Raw genomic sequence first — 15,836 nt, forward strand, 5'->3', positions numbered from 1 at the left:
TTCATCAACTTCACAAGCTATAGCTTATTGTAAAAAAGGTCAAGTTATTAGTGGATCATCACGTGAATATACGATTTACCATTTAATAAGCTAAAATAGTTTAATAATTTCAAATAGATAGAAAATTGATTGTTACAAAAAAGTAACATTTGATTCTGTGGGAGATAAAAAAGACCAGCATAAAATGCTGGTCAAAATAGAAAGATTGGAAGGAATTGTTTTCTTTCTTCACCGATAGCCATCGATATTGCTGATGGCTATTAGGCAATTGAAAGAGAGAAGCATGACTGCTTCGTTAAGCAGAAAGCATCAGTGAATCTGCTTTTGCTTCTAGGTTTGTGCCACCCATTAAGTAATCATCGATAGCACGGGCACATTCACGGCCTTCGTTGATACAACGAACAACCAGAGATTGGCCTGTTCGCATATCACCAGCAGCAAATACGCCTTCTTGGTTAGTAGCAAAATCTTGAGTTGCTACGTTACCGCGATCATCTAGCGCGATATCCAGTTGAGCAAGTACACCTGTTGGTTCTGGGTGTAGGAAGCCCATCGCTAGAAATGCCATATCACATGGAATCACACGCTCGCTGCCTTCTACTTCTTTGAAGCTTGGGCGCTCGCCTGGTTTTGCATCTTGCCAAACGATATCAGCAAGACGAAGGCCTGTGACTTCACCTTTGTCATTTCCGATGAACTCTTTGGTCAGGATGTTCCAGTGACGATCGACACCTTCTTCATGAGAGGTCGAAGTACGTAGGATCATTGGGTATTGAGGCCAAGGCATATTGGCTGGGCGCTTCTCTGGTGGAATCGGCATGATTTCCACTTGAGTTACACTTGCTGCGCCGTGACGGTTTGATGTTCCCACACAGTCTGAACCCGTATCACCACCACCGATAACCACAACATGTTTACCCGCAGCGTGAATTTCTTCCGTTTTCAGGTCCATGTTATTGGCGCGACGGTTGTTTTGACCTAGGAATTCCATCGCGAAGTGAACGCCTTTTAGTTCACGACCCGGAACGGGCAAATCACGTGGAACCGTTGAGCCACCGGTTAGTAGAACCACATCGAACTCTTGACGCAGCTGCTGAGCATTCACATCAACACCAACATGTTGGTTAACTTTGAATTCAATACCCGCTTCTGCCATTAGGTTGATCTTACGATCAATCACATCCATACCCAGTTTGAAATCTGGGATACCAAAACGTAGCAGACCGCCTACTTTCTCGTCTCGCTCGAATACCGTCACAGTATGACCAGCGCTGTTTAGCTGCTCTGCTGCCGCAAGGCCAGCAGGGCCCGAACCGATGATCGCAACGGTTTTGCCAGTTCGAGAGCGTGGTGTTTTTGGTTTGGCGTACCCTTCACGATACGCCGTTTCCACGATGGTTTTCTCGATATTACAGATAGTGATTGGATCTTGGTTGATACCAAGTACACAAGCACTTTCACACGGAGCAGGGCAAACACGACCAGTGAACTCTGGGAAGTTATTGGTTGAGCTTAGAATGTTCCATGCTTCTTCCCAGCTATCACGATAAACCGCGTCGTTAAACTCTGGGATGATGTTACCGATAGGGCAGCCGTTATGACAAAACGGCACACCACAATCCATACAACGAGAAGCTTGAGTATTGATTTTGTCACCAAACTCCTCGTTCAGGACGAACTCTTTGTTGTTCTTGATGCGTTCAGCTGGGTCGATCTTCTGTGGTAGTTCACGACCATGCTCTAAAAATCCAGTAGGCTTACCCATTATACGGCCTCCACTTGAGTTTCGTTTCCTTGAGACTGTGCTTCAGCTTTACGCTTTTGAAGAACCGCTTTGTAGTCACGCGGCATTACCTTAACCATAGAGGCTAGGCTTGCTTCAAAGTTGTCTAGGAAAGACTGAGCGACTTCACTTCCTGTGAATTGAACATGCTTAGTTAGCATGTCGAGTAATAGATCTCTGTCTTCTTGCTCGATTGGATCTAGGTCTACTAGCTCTGGGTTCAGTTTTGACTCAAAGTCACCTGATTTATCCCATACGTAAGCCACGCCGCCACTCATACCTGCGGCAAAGTTACGACCTGTTGAACCAAGGATAATTGCTGCACCGCCAGTCATGTATTCACAACCGTGGTCACCGACGCCTTCTACTACTACTTTCGCGCCTGAGTTACGAACACAGAAACGTTCACCAGCCATACCGCGAATGAAAGACTCACCCGAAGTTGCACCGTAGAAACACACGTTACCAACCACGATGTTGTCTTCCGCGACAATGCTTGATTTCGCATCTGGGTAAAGTACTAACGTACCGCCAGATAAGCCTTTACCCCAGTAGTCGTTCGCGTCGCCTTCTACTTCGAACTTCACGCCCTTAGCGAGGAATGCACCGAATGACTGACCCGCAGAACCTTTGAACTTCACATTCATTGGCTGAGGTAGACCCGCATCTTTGTACACTTTCGAGATTTCGTTCGACAGCATGGTACCTGCAGAGCGGTCCGTATTGACGATAGGGAACTCGGCATTCACCGCTTCGCCTTTCTCGAGTGCAGGAATCGCTGCTTGAATCAGCTTGCGGTCTAGCACTTCTTCTAGGTTGTGGTTCTGCTGAGCTTGGTTGAATACACCATCAGCTTCACGTGGTTGCTCAACGTGGAGAACAGGAGACAGATCTAGGTTCTTGTATTTCCAGTGAGAAACGTCTTGGCGAATCTTCAGCTTCTGACCTTGACCGACCATTTCATCGATAGTGCGGAAGCCAAGTTCAGCCATGATTTCACGTAGACCTTGTGCCATGTATTGGAAGAAGGTTACGACGTCTTCAACGCGACCATCAAAGCGCTCGCGAAGCGTCTTGTTTTGAGTTGCGATACCAACAGGACAAGTGTTCTTATGACACTTACGCATCATGATACAACCTTCAACCACTAATGCTGCGGTTGCCACGCCCCATTCTTCTGCACCAAGTAGTGTTGCCACTGCAAGGTCACGAGGTGTCTTCATCTGACCATCTGCTTGAACCACGATACGGTTACGTAGACCGTTCTTCAGTAGCGTTTGGTGCGTTTCTGCCAAACCAAGTTCCCAAGGAAGACCGGTATGACGGATTGAAGACATTGGTGATGCACCAGTACCACCGTCGAAACCTGCGATTAGTACAACGTCCGCTTTCGCTTTCGCTACACCAGAAGCGATCGTACCTACGCCTGCTTCTGATACCAGCTTCACGTTTACGCGACCCGCGCGGTTCGCGTTCTTCAAGTCGTAGATAAGCTGAGCCAAATCTTCGATTGAGTAGATATCGTGGTGTGGCGGTGGCGAGATAAGGCCTACGCCTGGAGTCGAGTGACGCGTTGCACCGATCCAGTCATCTACTTTATCGCCTGGTAGCTGACCACCTTCACCTGGCTTCGCACCTTGAGCCATTTTGATTTGCAGTTCTTCAGCGTTAGTTAGGTAGTAAGAGGTTACGCCGAAACGACCAGAAGCCACCTGTTTGATTGCAGAGCGTTCCCAATCGCCGTTCTCTTTGCGCTCGAAACGCATTGGATCTTCACCACCTTCACCAGAGTTCGATTTCGCGCCAAGACGGTTCATCGCAACAGCTAGTGTGGAGTGTGCTTCGTAAGAAATAGAACCGAATGACATTGCACCGGTCGCGAAGCGTTTCACGATGCTTTCAATTGGTTCGACTTCGTCGATAGAGATAGAACCTGCTGGGTTCTTAATGAATTCTAGCTGGCTACGCAGAGTTACTGCGTTGTCACCTTGTTTATCTACGGCTGTCGCGTACTGCTTGAACTGATCGTAGTTCTTGTTGCGCGTAGACTCTTGCAGTAGAGAAATGGTTTCTGGGTTGAATAGGTGCTTCTCACCACGCTGTTTCCATTGGTAAACACCACCAACATCCAGCATTTGAATTGGGATTTCGCGTTGTGGGTAACCGATGCGGTGACGGATCAGCACTTCTTTGGCGATATCATCAAGGGTTAGACCTTGGATACGAGAAACTGTACCTGTGAAGTATTTGTCGACCACGGATTTGTGGATACCCAATGCTTCGAAGATTTGCGCACCATGGTACGACTGTAGCGTTGAGATACCCATCTTCGAGAAGATCTTCAGAAGACCGCCATTGATCGCTTTACGGTAGTTGTTGAACAGATCACGAGGGTTCGCTTCTGGATCCAACTTCTTCGTACGTTGAAGTTCAATGATGGTTTCAATCACTAGGTAAGGGTTAACCGCATTCGCACCGTAACCAAGTAGCGTTGCAAAGTGGTGCGTTTCACGCGCGTCACCAGTTTCAACCACGATGTCGCACTTCGCACGTAGACCTTTACGGATCAAGTGGTGGTGCACTGCGCCAACTGCCAGCATTGCTGGGATCGCCGCGTGGTTTGAATTCACTGCGCGGTCAGTGAGTAGGATGATTGAGTAACCATCGATAACCGCGTCTTCTGCGTATTGGCAGATACGTTTTAGTGCGCGCTCAAGCTTGCCTTGATCTTCACTAGCTTGGAATACGATATCCAACGTTTTCGCTTGTAGGTGCTCGTTATCGATCGCACGCAGTTTTTCAAGCTCAGAGTTGGCTAGAACCGGCGATTCTAATTCGACTTTCTGACAGTGAAGTGGTGTTTCAGTCAGAAGGTTTTGGTCTTTACCCAAGTAAGTGTTCAGCGACATAACCATGCGCTCACGGATCGGGTCGATCGGTGGGTTGGTTACCTGTGCGAACAGCTGCTTGAAGTAGTTAGAAAGATGTTGAGACTGATGAGATAGAACCGCAAGAGGCCAGTCGGCACCCATAGCTGATAATGGTTCTTTCGCGTCATTCGCCATTGGAACGATGATTTCGTTCACTTCTTCAGTGCTTACGCCAAACGCTTGTTGGCGGTGTAGAAGGTGTTCTGGCTTAGGTTGGCTGAACTGGTTGCTCGCATCTGGCAGCTTCTTCAAGCTCAGTAGGTTTTCTTCTACCCACTTCTCGTAAGGCTGCGCTGTTGCGATGGTGTCTTTCACTTCTTCATCAGAGATGATTCGACCTTGTTCTAGGTCTGCAACGAAGATACGACCCGGTTGTAGGCGACCACGGAACTCAACGTTTTCTGGTTCTATATCCACAACACCAGATTCAGATGCCATCACTAGGAAGTTGTCTTTGGTCACTGTGTAGCGAGAAGGGCGCAAACCGTTACGGTCTAGTGTCGCACCAACTTGAACACCATCAGTAAAACATACTGAAGCAGGACCATCCCATGGTTCCATGATGTTCGCGTGGTACTGATAGAACGCGCGACGTTTAGGATCCATGTTTTTGTTTTCTTGCCATGCTTCCGGGATCATCATCATCAATGCGTGTGGCAGGCTGCGACCAGAAAGAACTAGGAGCTCAAGTGCCATATCGAAGTTAGATGAATCCGAGCTGCCTTCCTGACAGATGGGAAGAAGCATGTCGATTTCAGCCTGAGTAAACAGGTCTGATTCTAGGATTGCTTCACGGGCTTTCATCCAGTTCAAGTTACCGCGAACTGTATTGATTTCACCGTTGTGGGCAATGTAACGGAAAGGCTGTGCAAGACGCCATTTCGGGAAGGTATTGGTAGAGAAACGAGAGTGTACCAGTGCCAGTGCAGTCACCATGGTCGGGTTTTGTAGATCAAGGAAGTACTGAGGTACTTGCTCGGTAGTTAACTGACCTTTGTACACCAATGTCTTGTAAGACATGGAGTTAATGTAGAAGTCGTCACCAATGTTCGAAACGCTTTCTAGGCAAACACGTACAGTATAGTTACGAAGTACGTACAGTTTGCGCTCTAGCTCTTCAGGTGTGATGCCCGGGCCACCAGAGATAAACACATGCTCAAACTGAGGCTCTGTGCTTAGTGGGTCTGCACCGATCATTGAGTTATCGGTTGGCAATACGCGGTAGCCGATAACTTCAAGATCTAGACGTTGTGCGTTACGTTCTAGAATGTCACGGCATTGCTCGCGTTTGTATTCGTCTTTCGGGAAAAGAACGACACCAACACCATACTTTTCAAACGAAGGCAGTTTAATGCCTAGCTTAACGGCTTCTTCTAATAGGAATTCATGAGGTTTTTGTAGCAAGATACCCGCACCATCACCGCTGCATGGGTCACAACCTTGACCACCACGGTGTTCCATGCGAGCCAGCATATCCAATGCTTGAGTCACTACTTCATGAGATTTACGGTTTTTAAGGTGAGCAACAAAACCGATACCACAAGCGTCATGCTCCAGTTCCGGAGTGTACAGGCCCTGTGGATTTTGCTCTCTATCTACCATAGATACATCCTTCCAGTTCAATGTCGACGCAAAAGTACCGGGCAGCAAATACTACCTAGACTATTGATTACGTCTTGTCCTTTATATTTATTATCGCCACCGATCTAGGTTGACCGGTCTTGATTCCTTTCCGTATCTCGCAGGAAAAGTTTTGCGAGAAAAACAATCCTTGGTGGTATCCCTTTATTTATTATCACTATCTAGTGATTTATATAGGTAGGAGTGGGATAACACCGACAAATCCCGCAGTGTGCTTTGTAATAAAAGTCACAAAAATAACGGGGTTGTGTAAGTATCCTACAATTTTGTCACTTCAGAATGCAATGAAAAACTCGGCGTTGTGACCCAATTTTTTCGTTTAATTATGCATTTTTAGTTTAACATTTACGCAACATGAACGATTTTTGCCTTTAATTATGCAAGTTTATTGATTTTGACCCGCATGATGGGTGTTTGAATTGATTAATATTGTGTGTTTTTTCTTGCAGGGATGTAATTTATTTACACAGATCGTAGTGAGATTGATTACGATTTATTGTTGGTGAGAATTTATGCAGTTACATGAGTTGGTCAATACAATCGGCCAAGATCTTCAGCGTCGATACGGTGAAAAGGTTCATAAGTTAACATTGCACGGTGGATTTAGTTGCCCTAACCGCGATGGCACGATTGGGCGGGGAGGATGTACATTTTGCAATGTGGCTTCGTTTGCAGATGAAGAAGTCCAGATAAAAAGCATTCACGAACAGTTAAAAGATCGCGCAGGTGAAATTCACAGAGCGAAGAAGTATCTCGCTTATTTTCAGGCCTACACCAGTACCTATGCAGAAGTACAAGTTCTCAAAAACATGTATGAGGAAGCACTAAAGGCTGCAGACATGGTTGGTCTTTGTGTGGGGACGCGTCCTGATTGCGTCCCTGATGCGGTATTGGATTTACTGTCGGGCTATGTACAGCAAGGTTATGAAATTTGGCTAGAACTAGGTCTTCAAACCGCCAACAATGACACCCTAAAACGTATCAATCGTGGTCATGACTTTGAGTGTTATGCCGAAATCACTAAGCGTGCGCGAACACTTGGAATCAAGGTTTGTACTCACTTAATTGTGGGTTTACCCAAAGAAACCCGCGCCGAAAATATTGAAACGCTGCAAAAAGTGTTGGCCGTGGGAACGGATGGCATCAAGTTACATGGCTTGCATATTGTCGAAGGTAGCACCATGGCGAAAGCTTGGCGTGCTGGAAAGCTAGAAGCCCCTGAATTAGAAGAATATGTTGCGATCGCCAGTGAAATGATTCGTATGACACCACCAGATGTGATTTATCATCGCGTTTCATCAGCAGCTAGGAGGCCCACGTTATTATCGCCTCTGTGGTGTGAAAACCGTTGGCTAGCGATGACGGAAATTGGTCGAGATCTCAGTGCTCATGGTGCTCAAGGGAGCCTTACGGGGAATGCCTTTATCTATACTAAACCGGAATTAATAGCAGATCGCTCAATAAATAACTGATATATTTTAACCAGTGTTCTTTGAAGGTTTAAACGATGGATCAGTTACTCAATTGGCTTTGGGGTGGTCAAGGCGGTTATGGCTATGTCGTCTTGTTATTAATCGCAGGCGTGTGCGCGTTAGCACTGATCTATTTGCACTTTCAGACGTCACTTAAGCAACTAGTAACGGATTCTCCCTATCCAGTCATAGTGGTGGACACTAGCCATGCTCAGCTCTTGCTATCTAACCAGGCTGCGATGCAGTTATTAGGCATTCGCTCTTTGGGAACGGGGTATTTGTATCCTGCTTTATTCGATATTCATGAGCTTGAGCAGTTTCTCGATCGCTTCTCTAGTCGTCATTTTCGTCAGCAGGCTTTTGACTGGCGACTATCTGATAGTGAATCTATTAAAGTGGAGCTGTCAGGCAGAAAGAGTTTATTGCGCAATCATCGAGTTTGGATTCTTTATGCTCAGCCATATCAAGCCACTCACCAAGAGCAGCAACAAGAACTTGCACAATTAATCATCGCACGTTCGGCATTAGACTCACTTTCAGAGCTGATTTGTACCCAAGACCGCCAAGGCAATCTGTTAACGACCAATCGAGCATTTGATCAATTCTGGCAAGGGCGAAGGGAAGAAGCTTGCGCATCCAAGACCTTGGGTGAGATGACCAGAAAAAGCGAACGTAAATGGACAACGGATCCACAAGGTCGAAGTTGCTTACTGGAAGTCAATCAAAACTCTCTTGTTTCGCCGAGTGGTGAGCTTATCGGTACGCTGTCTATTAGTCATGACGTGACTGAATGGCACAAGATGCAACAGAATCTGCGAGATGAAATGGAGCGTCGCAAAGATACAGAGGTGGCGCTAGCGCAAAGAGATACTATCTTACAAACGATTCTGGATGCCAGTCCGGACTCTATTGGTATTTTCAATGAGAACATGGTCTATCAAGCGTGTAATCAGCCTTTTGTTAAGGCGTTAGGAATTTCAAAAATTTCTGATTTGATAGGTAAGCGCCTCCAAGACGTGATTCCTAAAGAGATGTACGCGCGCTTAGCAGACAGTGACTTAGAAGCATTACGCCAGTTAGAGCCAGTTCGATACATAGATAAAGTCGTGAGTAGTGATGGTAAAAGTACGTGGTTTGATGTGGTGAAATCGCCTTTTAAAGATAAAGCATCAGGAACGAATGGTGTGCTGATCATGGCGCGTGATATTTCTGAGCGTTATCTTGCAGAACAAAAGTTGGAAAAAGCCAACCTAGAGTTAGAAAAATTGAGCTTTATGGATAGCTTAACTCAAGTATCGAACCGACGCCGTTTCGATGAACAACTGCAGGTATTGTGGTACCACCATGCTAGAGAAAAGCTGCCGCTCACCATCATGTTATGTGACATCGACTTTTTCAAAGATTACAACGACTGTTACGGTCACCAACAAGGTGATGAAGCGTTAGTCAGTGTTGCTACCGTGTTTACACAAGTCATCAATCGTTCTTCGGATTGTGTTGCGCGTTATGGTGGCGAGGAGTTTGGTTTTATCTTGCCGAATACCACCACGGAAGGTGCGCGCAACGTAGCACAGCGTATTCATGAGAAAATTCTACAGCTTGATATGGAACACGACAGTTCAGAAGCATCTGAACGCCTTACCGTCAGTATCGGTCTGGTCTCTTACATTCCTCAGCATGGTGATGAACCCGAAATGGGCATCGCTATGGCTGACAGTGCGTTATATCAAGCTAAAGCTGATGGACGTAATCGCACTTGTATTCACCCCAGTTCTTGCTAACGCTTTGTGACCGCTTGCTCTAAGTTGATAGCTGATTGTTTAAATCACCGTATTAAACACGTTAAACTTACACAAGCCTGTGCGCTCGTTGGTTTATCTTTTTATCTCGTATCACAAGAGCAGATCGCACCGTGTGTTTTTCACTAATCAAACAGACCTAAATTGCGTTAGGTCGAGTGCATTTACCTGTTTTTCATCATCGAATGGCGCTATCTAGCCACCACCATGGAGTAGTTAATGAAACCCATGAAAAATCTCGCCCAGTATTATGTCGACTTGCTAGTCAAACTGGGGATTGTTCGCTTCTCTATTTTGCTAGCCCTTGCGCTGGTGGCATTAGCTGTTGTGGTGCAGGTAGGGATTACTTTAGCTCTCAAAGGGCGAGTAGATGATATCGACATTGTCCGTTCGGTGTTTTTTGGTCTATTGATCACCCCTTGGGCGGTTTACTTCCTCTCTGTGGTTGTCGATCAACTAGAAGAGTCTCGCCAGCGTTTAACTAAGCTGGTGTCCAAACTGAAGGACATGCGTTCGCGAGATCAAGAGCTGAATTACCAACTTCAACAAAACATTGAAAAGCTTAACCAAGAAATTGAAGAGCGTATTAAAGCGGAAGAAGCACGTGAAGAGGCGATGCAAGACCTCGAAAATGAGGTGTTCCAACGCGAACGTACTCAATTAGAGTTGGCAGAACGTACCGCATTACTGCGTTCATTTATTGATGCCTCACCAGACTTAATTTACTACCGCAATGCGGATGGTGTTTTCTCTGGCTGTAACCGCGCGATGGAAGAGCTAACGGGCAAGAAAGAGCACCAGTTAGTCGGATTAAGCCCTTGGGATGTGTATAGCAAAGAAATCGCCGAGCATATCGTTGATACTGACCAAAAGGTTTTTGCCGATAATCAAGCAATTACTTACGAGCAATGGCTCGAATACCCAGATGGTCGCAAGCATTACTTTGAGCTGCGTAAAGTGCCATTTTACAGCAAAGATGGCCGCCACCTTGGTCTCGTTGGGTTCGGTCGTGATATCACTGAACGTAAGCGCCATGAAGAGTCGTTAGAGAAAGCAAGCCGCGACAAAACTACCTTCATCTCAACCATCAGTCATGAGCTGCGAACGCCGCTGAATGGCATTGTAGGCTTAAGTCGTATGCTTCTAGATAGTCCGTTGACAGAAGAGCAGCGTAAACACATGCAGACCATCAATGTGAGTGCGATTACTCTAGGTAACATCTTCAACGATATTATCGATATGGATAAATTTGATCGCCGTAAGTTAGAACTATTACCTGCGCCACTTAACTTCGAAGACTTCGTCGCAGAGATTGAGAGTATCTCAGCTCTGATGGCGGAACAAAAAGGGTTACGCTTTGACTTAGAACGTTTAAGCGACTTGCCAAAAGCAATTGAAGTGGATGCAACCCGTCTACGTCAGGTGATTTGGAACTTGGTCAGCAACGCAATGAAGTTCACCAAGGAAGGTGGCGTTGTGATGACAGTGAGCGCGGATGTCGAAGACGATTTTGCGACCATTATTATGGAAGTGGAAGACACAGGTATTGGTATCCCAGACGAAGAGCTAGATAAGATCTTTGCGATGTACTACCAAGTGAAATCAGGCAAAGACAACCTGCATGCGGTCGGTACAGGTATTGGTTTGGCGGTATCTAAGCAACTGATCAATATGATGGATGGTGACATTACGGTTACCAGTGAGGAAGGCTTTGGTAGCACTTTTACTGTATCGATCCACGTTCCGATTGTTGAACTAGCTGAGCCAGTCATTGATGCGAAACGCGACAATGTGCGCCTCAACATATTTATGGTCGAAGACATCGAGCTTAACGTAACTGTGGCTAAATCGTTACTAGAGAGCCTAGGGCACTCTGTCACCGTGGCAATGACGGGCCAAGAAGCGTTAGTGAACTTTGTGCCAGAAAAATACGACTTAGCGTTGTTGGATATCCAACTGCCTGATATGACAGGCTTTGATGTCGCCAATTATTACCGCAAGCATTATAACAATCTTCCTCCATTGGTCGCCTTAACTGCTAATGTAATGAAAGATCGTCGTGAATACTTAGATAACGGCATGGATGATGCGATCAGTAAGCCGCTGGCAGTGAATGCTATTCAGTCAGTGATTGATAAATTCTTCGCTCACCAGTTAGAACAACCTAAGGAAGTGGTGAGCGGTCCCGAAACAGTGGAAGAGCCAGTGCCTTCTCCTGTGATTGAGACACATTTGCTCGATATGGATATGTTAGAGTCTTACGTCGACATTGTTGGTGCAAAACCTGTCTACGACAGCATAAAAATGTTTGAAGATATGATGCCAGACTATATCGATGTCTTAGATTCGAACATGACAGCGAAAGATCAAGATGGGATTGTTTCTGAAGCGCATAAAATCAAAGGTGCTGCAGGTTCAATTGGCCTGAAACGTATCCAAAGTGTGGCGCAAAAAGCGCAATCGCCCGATATGCCAGCATGGTGGGAAAACATTTCAGACTGGGTTGAAGAGATCAAAAATGAATACCAAAACGATATTCAAGTCCTCAAAAGTTGGTTGGAACAAAGGAAATAACATGAAAAGAATCGCACCATTGGCATTAGCCATGGCATTGATGGCAGGCTGTAGTTCCGTTCCAAATGTGAATTGGCAACAAAACAGTCAGATTACGATTAATGAGGTTAATGTTGAGCTCAAAAGTAATTTATGGGTGAACCTCATGCCGAATATTGGGGACGTGGAAGAGCAAAGTATTCAAGGTGCACTTTACCTCGAAGGAGATCAGTTACTTCCTGCAAATCTAACGGCAGAAGCTCTTATTATTAAACAGGGGCAAAAAGAGTGGTTGGTGGACAGTGCGTCTTTAGATACTCGAACGCACAGTGAAAGCCGATGGGAGGTGGCGTTCTCGTCTCACATTGATGTGAACACAGAAAAATCGGTTGATATCGCAGTGCTTCTAGACGATGCGGGTAAACAGCGTTGGTTAGTCGAAAAGTACGTGAAGATTAACAAGGTTTATTAACCGCAATGATGTTGCATTAGTCGTTAGACCTAAAACAAAAAGGGCTTGCTCAATGAGCAAGCCCTTTGCATATTAGCGGTTAAATCTAGTCTTCTAGATCGCCACAGAAGCGGTAACCTTCGCCGTGGATAGTGGCGATGATTTCTGGCGTACCTGAAACAGACTCAAAGTGCTTACGGATACGACGAATCGTTACGTCTACAGTACGGTCGTGTGGCTTAAGTTCACGACCAGTCATCTTCTTAAGAAGATCTGCACGAGTTTGAATCTTACCCGGGTTCTCACAGAAGTGCAGTAATGCGCGGAACTCAGAGCGAGGTAGCTTGTAGCTATCACCAGCAGGGCTTACTAGAGAGCGGCTGTTGATGTCTAGTACCCAACCGTTGAATTCATACTTTTCTACCGAGCGCTTCTCTTCTTGCACCGCGTTAGAGCTCATTGAGCGACTAAGTAGGTTACGTGCACGAATAGTTAGTTCACGTGGGTTGAATGGTTTAGTGATGTAGTCATCTGCACCAATCTCAAGACCTAGGATCTTGTCTACTTCATTGTCACGGCCTGTCAGGAACATTAAAGCAATGTTCGCTTGCTCGCGTAATTCACGCGCTAGTAGAAGGCCATTCTTGCCTGGAAGATTAATGTCCATAATAACCAAGTTGACTGAGTTATCAGACAACACTTGGTGCATCTCTTCACCGTCACTGGCTTCAAAAACAGCGTATCCCTCTGCTTCAAAAATACTCTTAAGAGTGTTACGAGTTACTTGCTCATCTTCAACGATAAGAATCTGCGGGGTTTGCATTGGCGGTACCTAAATTTGTGACAAAATTGTGCTAATAGAATAAATTCTAGGCAAAAATATAACATACAGGTAATGTGATTTTGATAATAAATCAAGTTGATCAAAAAAACACTTCTTTCAGTTATCCGCCCTCCATGGAATTTTGCCAACTCACCAGTATCCAATGGCGACGTTTATTCTAAAGGGCTTGTTTACCTTTCATTTCCTGCTTTCAGTGGGGCCTGAAACGTAAACACCCTAAGATATTGAGCGGATTTTATATTGTTAACAGCATGCTAACAATGCTCAAATGTTAATTCCATTCAGTTTGTTGATTTATATCAATTGATGAAATGTAACTGTTATTAATCGTTTAAGACTTATGATAGAAAAAAGTAATAAGAACATAGACGCATCGTTATGGAATGCTTATTCAGAATCTTTTTTCAGATTCGAAGCCGAGTGGCGTGTTTCAAACTATGCTGTGATAACCGCTTGGAACCCATACAGTAACTTGAGGTCCAAAGAAGAGAACAGCATAAACAATCACGCGTTAGAAAAACAGCTACAGCACGTTAATTACGCGCCTGTCACGGTAGGTGATAGCGCTTTTACATGGTATGAGGAAAGCTTTGCCGTCGAGTTGTCGCCAGAGGTAGCCGTTGAATTGGCGAGTGACTTTCAACAAAACGCGATTTATTACGTCATTAATGACCAACTTTATCTTATTGCGTGCTCGCAGCCGAAAGTTTTTCATACGTTAGGCTCCATTAAACCTCGGCTCGTATAGAAGGTATAGAAAAGGATACTGCTCACTGAAGCACCGCTTGGGTGAGAAAATTCACGGAGGAAATATGAGAGACATTACACCCGATATTTGTGACCAATTTGAAGACCAAGTGAGCTTGCTTACTTTACCATTGCAGAACTTTGGTCAACGTAGCGCTTTTTACGGTGAAATCGTTACGGTGCGCTGCTATCTCGATAACTCGAAAGTGCGTGAAGTACTGGGCGAAGATGGAACGGGTAAAGTATTGATTGTTGACGGACATGGATCGTGTCAGAGAGCATTACTCGGCGATCAATTAGCGATACTCGGAATAGAAAATGGGTGGGAAGGTATCATTGTCTATGGTGCAATACGCGACGTAGCACAAATATCTCAAATGGACATTGGCGTTCAAGCTCTTGGAACTAACCCGTTTAAAACAGAGAAACGCGGGATAGGAGAGGTAAACGTAACCTTAACGATGCAAAACCAAATCGTTCAACCTAAGCACTACGTTTACGCGGACTGGAACGGTGTGTTGATTTCTAAGCAAAAGCTGGACTTCTAAAAACGAAAGCCTAAACCAACCTCAAAGCCTTGTTGCCAATCTTGGTAATCAAGAGTCGCGTGAAGATCCAGTTTATCGGTAATTTTTACGCGACTTGATACTTCAGCCGCGAGGCTACTGTCGTCTTGGCGAATACCTTCCGCTGTTTCATTCTTGTAAGAGCGAACTGTACTTTTCAGCGTGACACGATCATTAAAGTGATAGCTGATCCCACTCAAAAAACCACTTTGATTTTTGGTAGGAGAGTTATTGACTCGCGCACCGACATAAACGTCTACCGAATCAAAAAGTTCGTAAGCGTAACCCGTATCGATATTCCAAACATCAAAACTGTCAGACTGATAACTGTCGCTGGAAATGAATAGTTTATGAGGAGAAGGGGATATTTTACCTGGAAGCGGCGGAAGCTCGTTTGCTAGACAAACACCAGGCACAAAAAACAGCAACAGAAAAAGCCCTCTTTTCATGTTCACCACTCCTTGTGTCAACTTTTTTATTAGTATGCGCCCAAAGCTTCCCACTATTAAAGCATAGAATATGAAAGCTAGCTCACCTATTTTCTAAATAATTCGATCCTATGAACATAAGTCACAGTTAAGTTGTTGTTATGTGTCACAACCCTCTCGAATTATTTGATCGTACGTTTTATGGCAAAGATCAGACTAGTTATTAGATAAAAAACCGAACTGGTGATGATGGTTAAGTCCTTTACAAAAACTAACTGTAGATTTTTAAATGATCAATAATGTGTAATTAACTATAAATATCAATGACATTGCTTAGCAGAATTCTCTGAAAGATGGAAAAACAAACAATTTTTTGTTGACTATGTATCAGAAACTCGGTAAACGTAGAGTTAAGCAAACACAATTAACGTTGAATATTTATTTATGCCATCTAACAGCCTAGTAGTAATGACCACGACCATTATTATTACCGACACGACACATGTTGGGGCAGGCTGCTGAGCGAAAGAAATTCACAAAAAAGGCCTGTATCCAACAAGATACAGGCCTTTTTTTATGCTTTTTTATCCAGAATTTAGACAAATTTAAGAAGATATACCGG

11 protein-coding genes and 1 other annotated feature are annotated in these 15,836 nt (G+C 44.9%); of the genes, 7 read left to right on the top strand and 4 right to left on the bottom strand.

Annotated elements, in window-relative coordinates:
• Window positions 1–295: 295 nt before the first annotated feature.
• Both R7093_RS17600 and gltB read right to left on the bottom strand, forming a co-directional pair.
• Window positions 296–1,765 (bottom strand): glutamate synthase subunit beta, encoded by a 1,470-nt coding sequence (locus R7093_RS17600; RefSeq protein ID WP_047102027.1) that lies wholly within the window; start codon window positions 1,763–1,765, stop codon window positions 296–298.
• Window positions 1,765–6,315 carry a glutamate synthase large subunit gene (gene gltB / locus R7093_RS17605; RefSeq protein ID WP_047102029.1) on the bottom strand — a complete coding sequence of 1,517 codons (4,551 nt, stop codon included), beginning with the start codon at window positions 6,313–6,315 and terminating at the stop codon, window positions 1,765–1,767. The genes R7093_RS17600 and gltB overlap by 1 nt, the downstream gene beginning before the upstream one ends.
• Before the next feature lie 551 nt (window positions 6,316–6,866).
• On the opposite strand from gltB, the gene R7093_RS17610 reads away from it, so the two are divergent.
• The 4 genes from R7093_RS17610 to R7093_RS17625 all read left to right on the top strand — a co-directional run bounded on the left by R7093_RS17610 (window position 6,867) and on the right by R7093_RS17625 (window position 12,650).
• Window positions 6,867–7,826, top strand: coding sequence for a TIGR01212 family radical SAM protein (locus R7093_RS17610; RefSeq protein ID WP_005381829.1), 960 nt, complete (start codon window positions 6,867–6,869; stop codon window positions 7,824–7,826).
• Between the two features lie 35 nt (window positions 7,827–7,861).
• Complete coding sequence (locus R7093_RS17615; RefSeq protein ID WP_033906101.1) at window positions 7,862–9,607, top strand: GGDEF domain-containing protein; 1,746 nt, start codon at window positions 7,862–7,864, stop codon at window positions 9,605–9,607.
• Window positions 9,608–9,844: 237 nt separating this feature from the next.
• Window positions 9,845–12,199 carry an aerobic respiration two-component sensor histidine kinase ArcB gene (gene arcB, locus R7093_RS17620; RefSeq protein ID WP_005381826.1) on the top strand — a complete coding sequence of 785 codons (2,355 nt, stop codon included), beginning with the start codon at window positions 9,845–9,847 and terminating at the stop codon, window positions 12,197–12,199.
• Between the two features lies 1 nt (window position 12,200).
• A complete protein-coding gene (locus R7093_RS17625) occupies window positions 12,201–12,650 on the top strand; it encodes a hypothetical protein (RefSeq protein WP_005381825.1) in 450 nt (149 codons plus the stop codon).
• Between the two features lie 85 nt (window positions 12,651–12,735).
• Here the strand turns inward: R7093_RS17625 and arcA are convergent, their stop codons facing one another.
• On the bottom strand, window positions 12,736–13,452 hold the full coding sequence (arcA, locus tag R7093_RS17630; protein ID WP_005381824.1) for a two-component system response regulator ArcA: 717 nt from the start codon (window positions 13,450–13,452) through the stop codon (window positions 12,736–12,738).
• Between the two features lie 361 nt (window positions 13,453–13,813).
• Here arcA and R7093_RS17635 point away from each other — a divergent pair, with 361 nt between their 5' ends.
• On the top strand, window positions 13,814–14,221 hold the full coding sequence (locus tag R7093_RS17635) for a DUF3293 domain-containing protein (RefSeq protein WP_005381823.1): 408 nt from the start codon (window positions 13,814–13,816) through the stop codon (window positions 14,219–14,221).
• 64 nt (window positions 14,222–14,285) lie between these two features.
• Entirely contained in the window at window positions 14,286–14,768 is a 483-nt protein-coding gene (locus R7093_RS17640) for a putative 4-hydroxy-4-methyl-2-oxoglutarate aldolase (protein WP_258458303.1), read from the top strand.
• On the opposite strand, the gene R7093_RS17645 is transcribed toward R7093_RS17640, so the two are convergent.
• Window positions 14,765–15,235: a hypothetical protein gene (locus R7093_RS17645; protein ID WP_017821468.1), complete on the bottom strand. Its 471-nt coding sequence runs from the start codon at window positions 15,233–15,235 to the stop codon at window positions 14,765–14,767. The two genes, R7093_RS17640 and R7093_RS17645, sit on opposite strands and share 4 nt — an antisense overlap.
• Window positions 15,236–15,658: 423 nt before the next feature.
• On the opposite strand from R7093_RS17645, the gene thrL reads away from it, so the two are divergent.
• A complete protein-coding gene (gene thrL / locus R7093_RS17650; RefSeq protein ID WP_074192076.1) occupies window positions 15,659–15,736 on the top strand; it encodes a thr operon leader peptide in 78 nt (25 codons plus the stop codon).
• Window positions 15,672–15,791 (top strand) — a sequence feature (Thr leader region). Its footprint overlaps the gene before it by 65 nt.
• Window positions 15,792–15,836 lie beyond the last annotated feature (45 nt).

Source organism: Vibrio sp. 1580, from assembly GCF_033340055.1.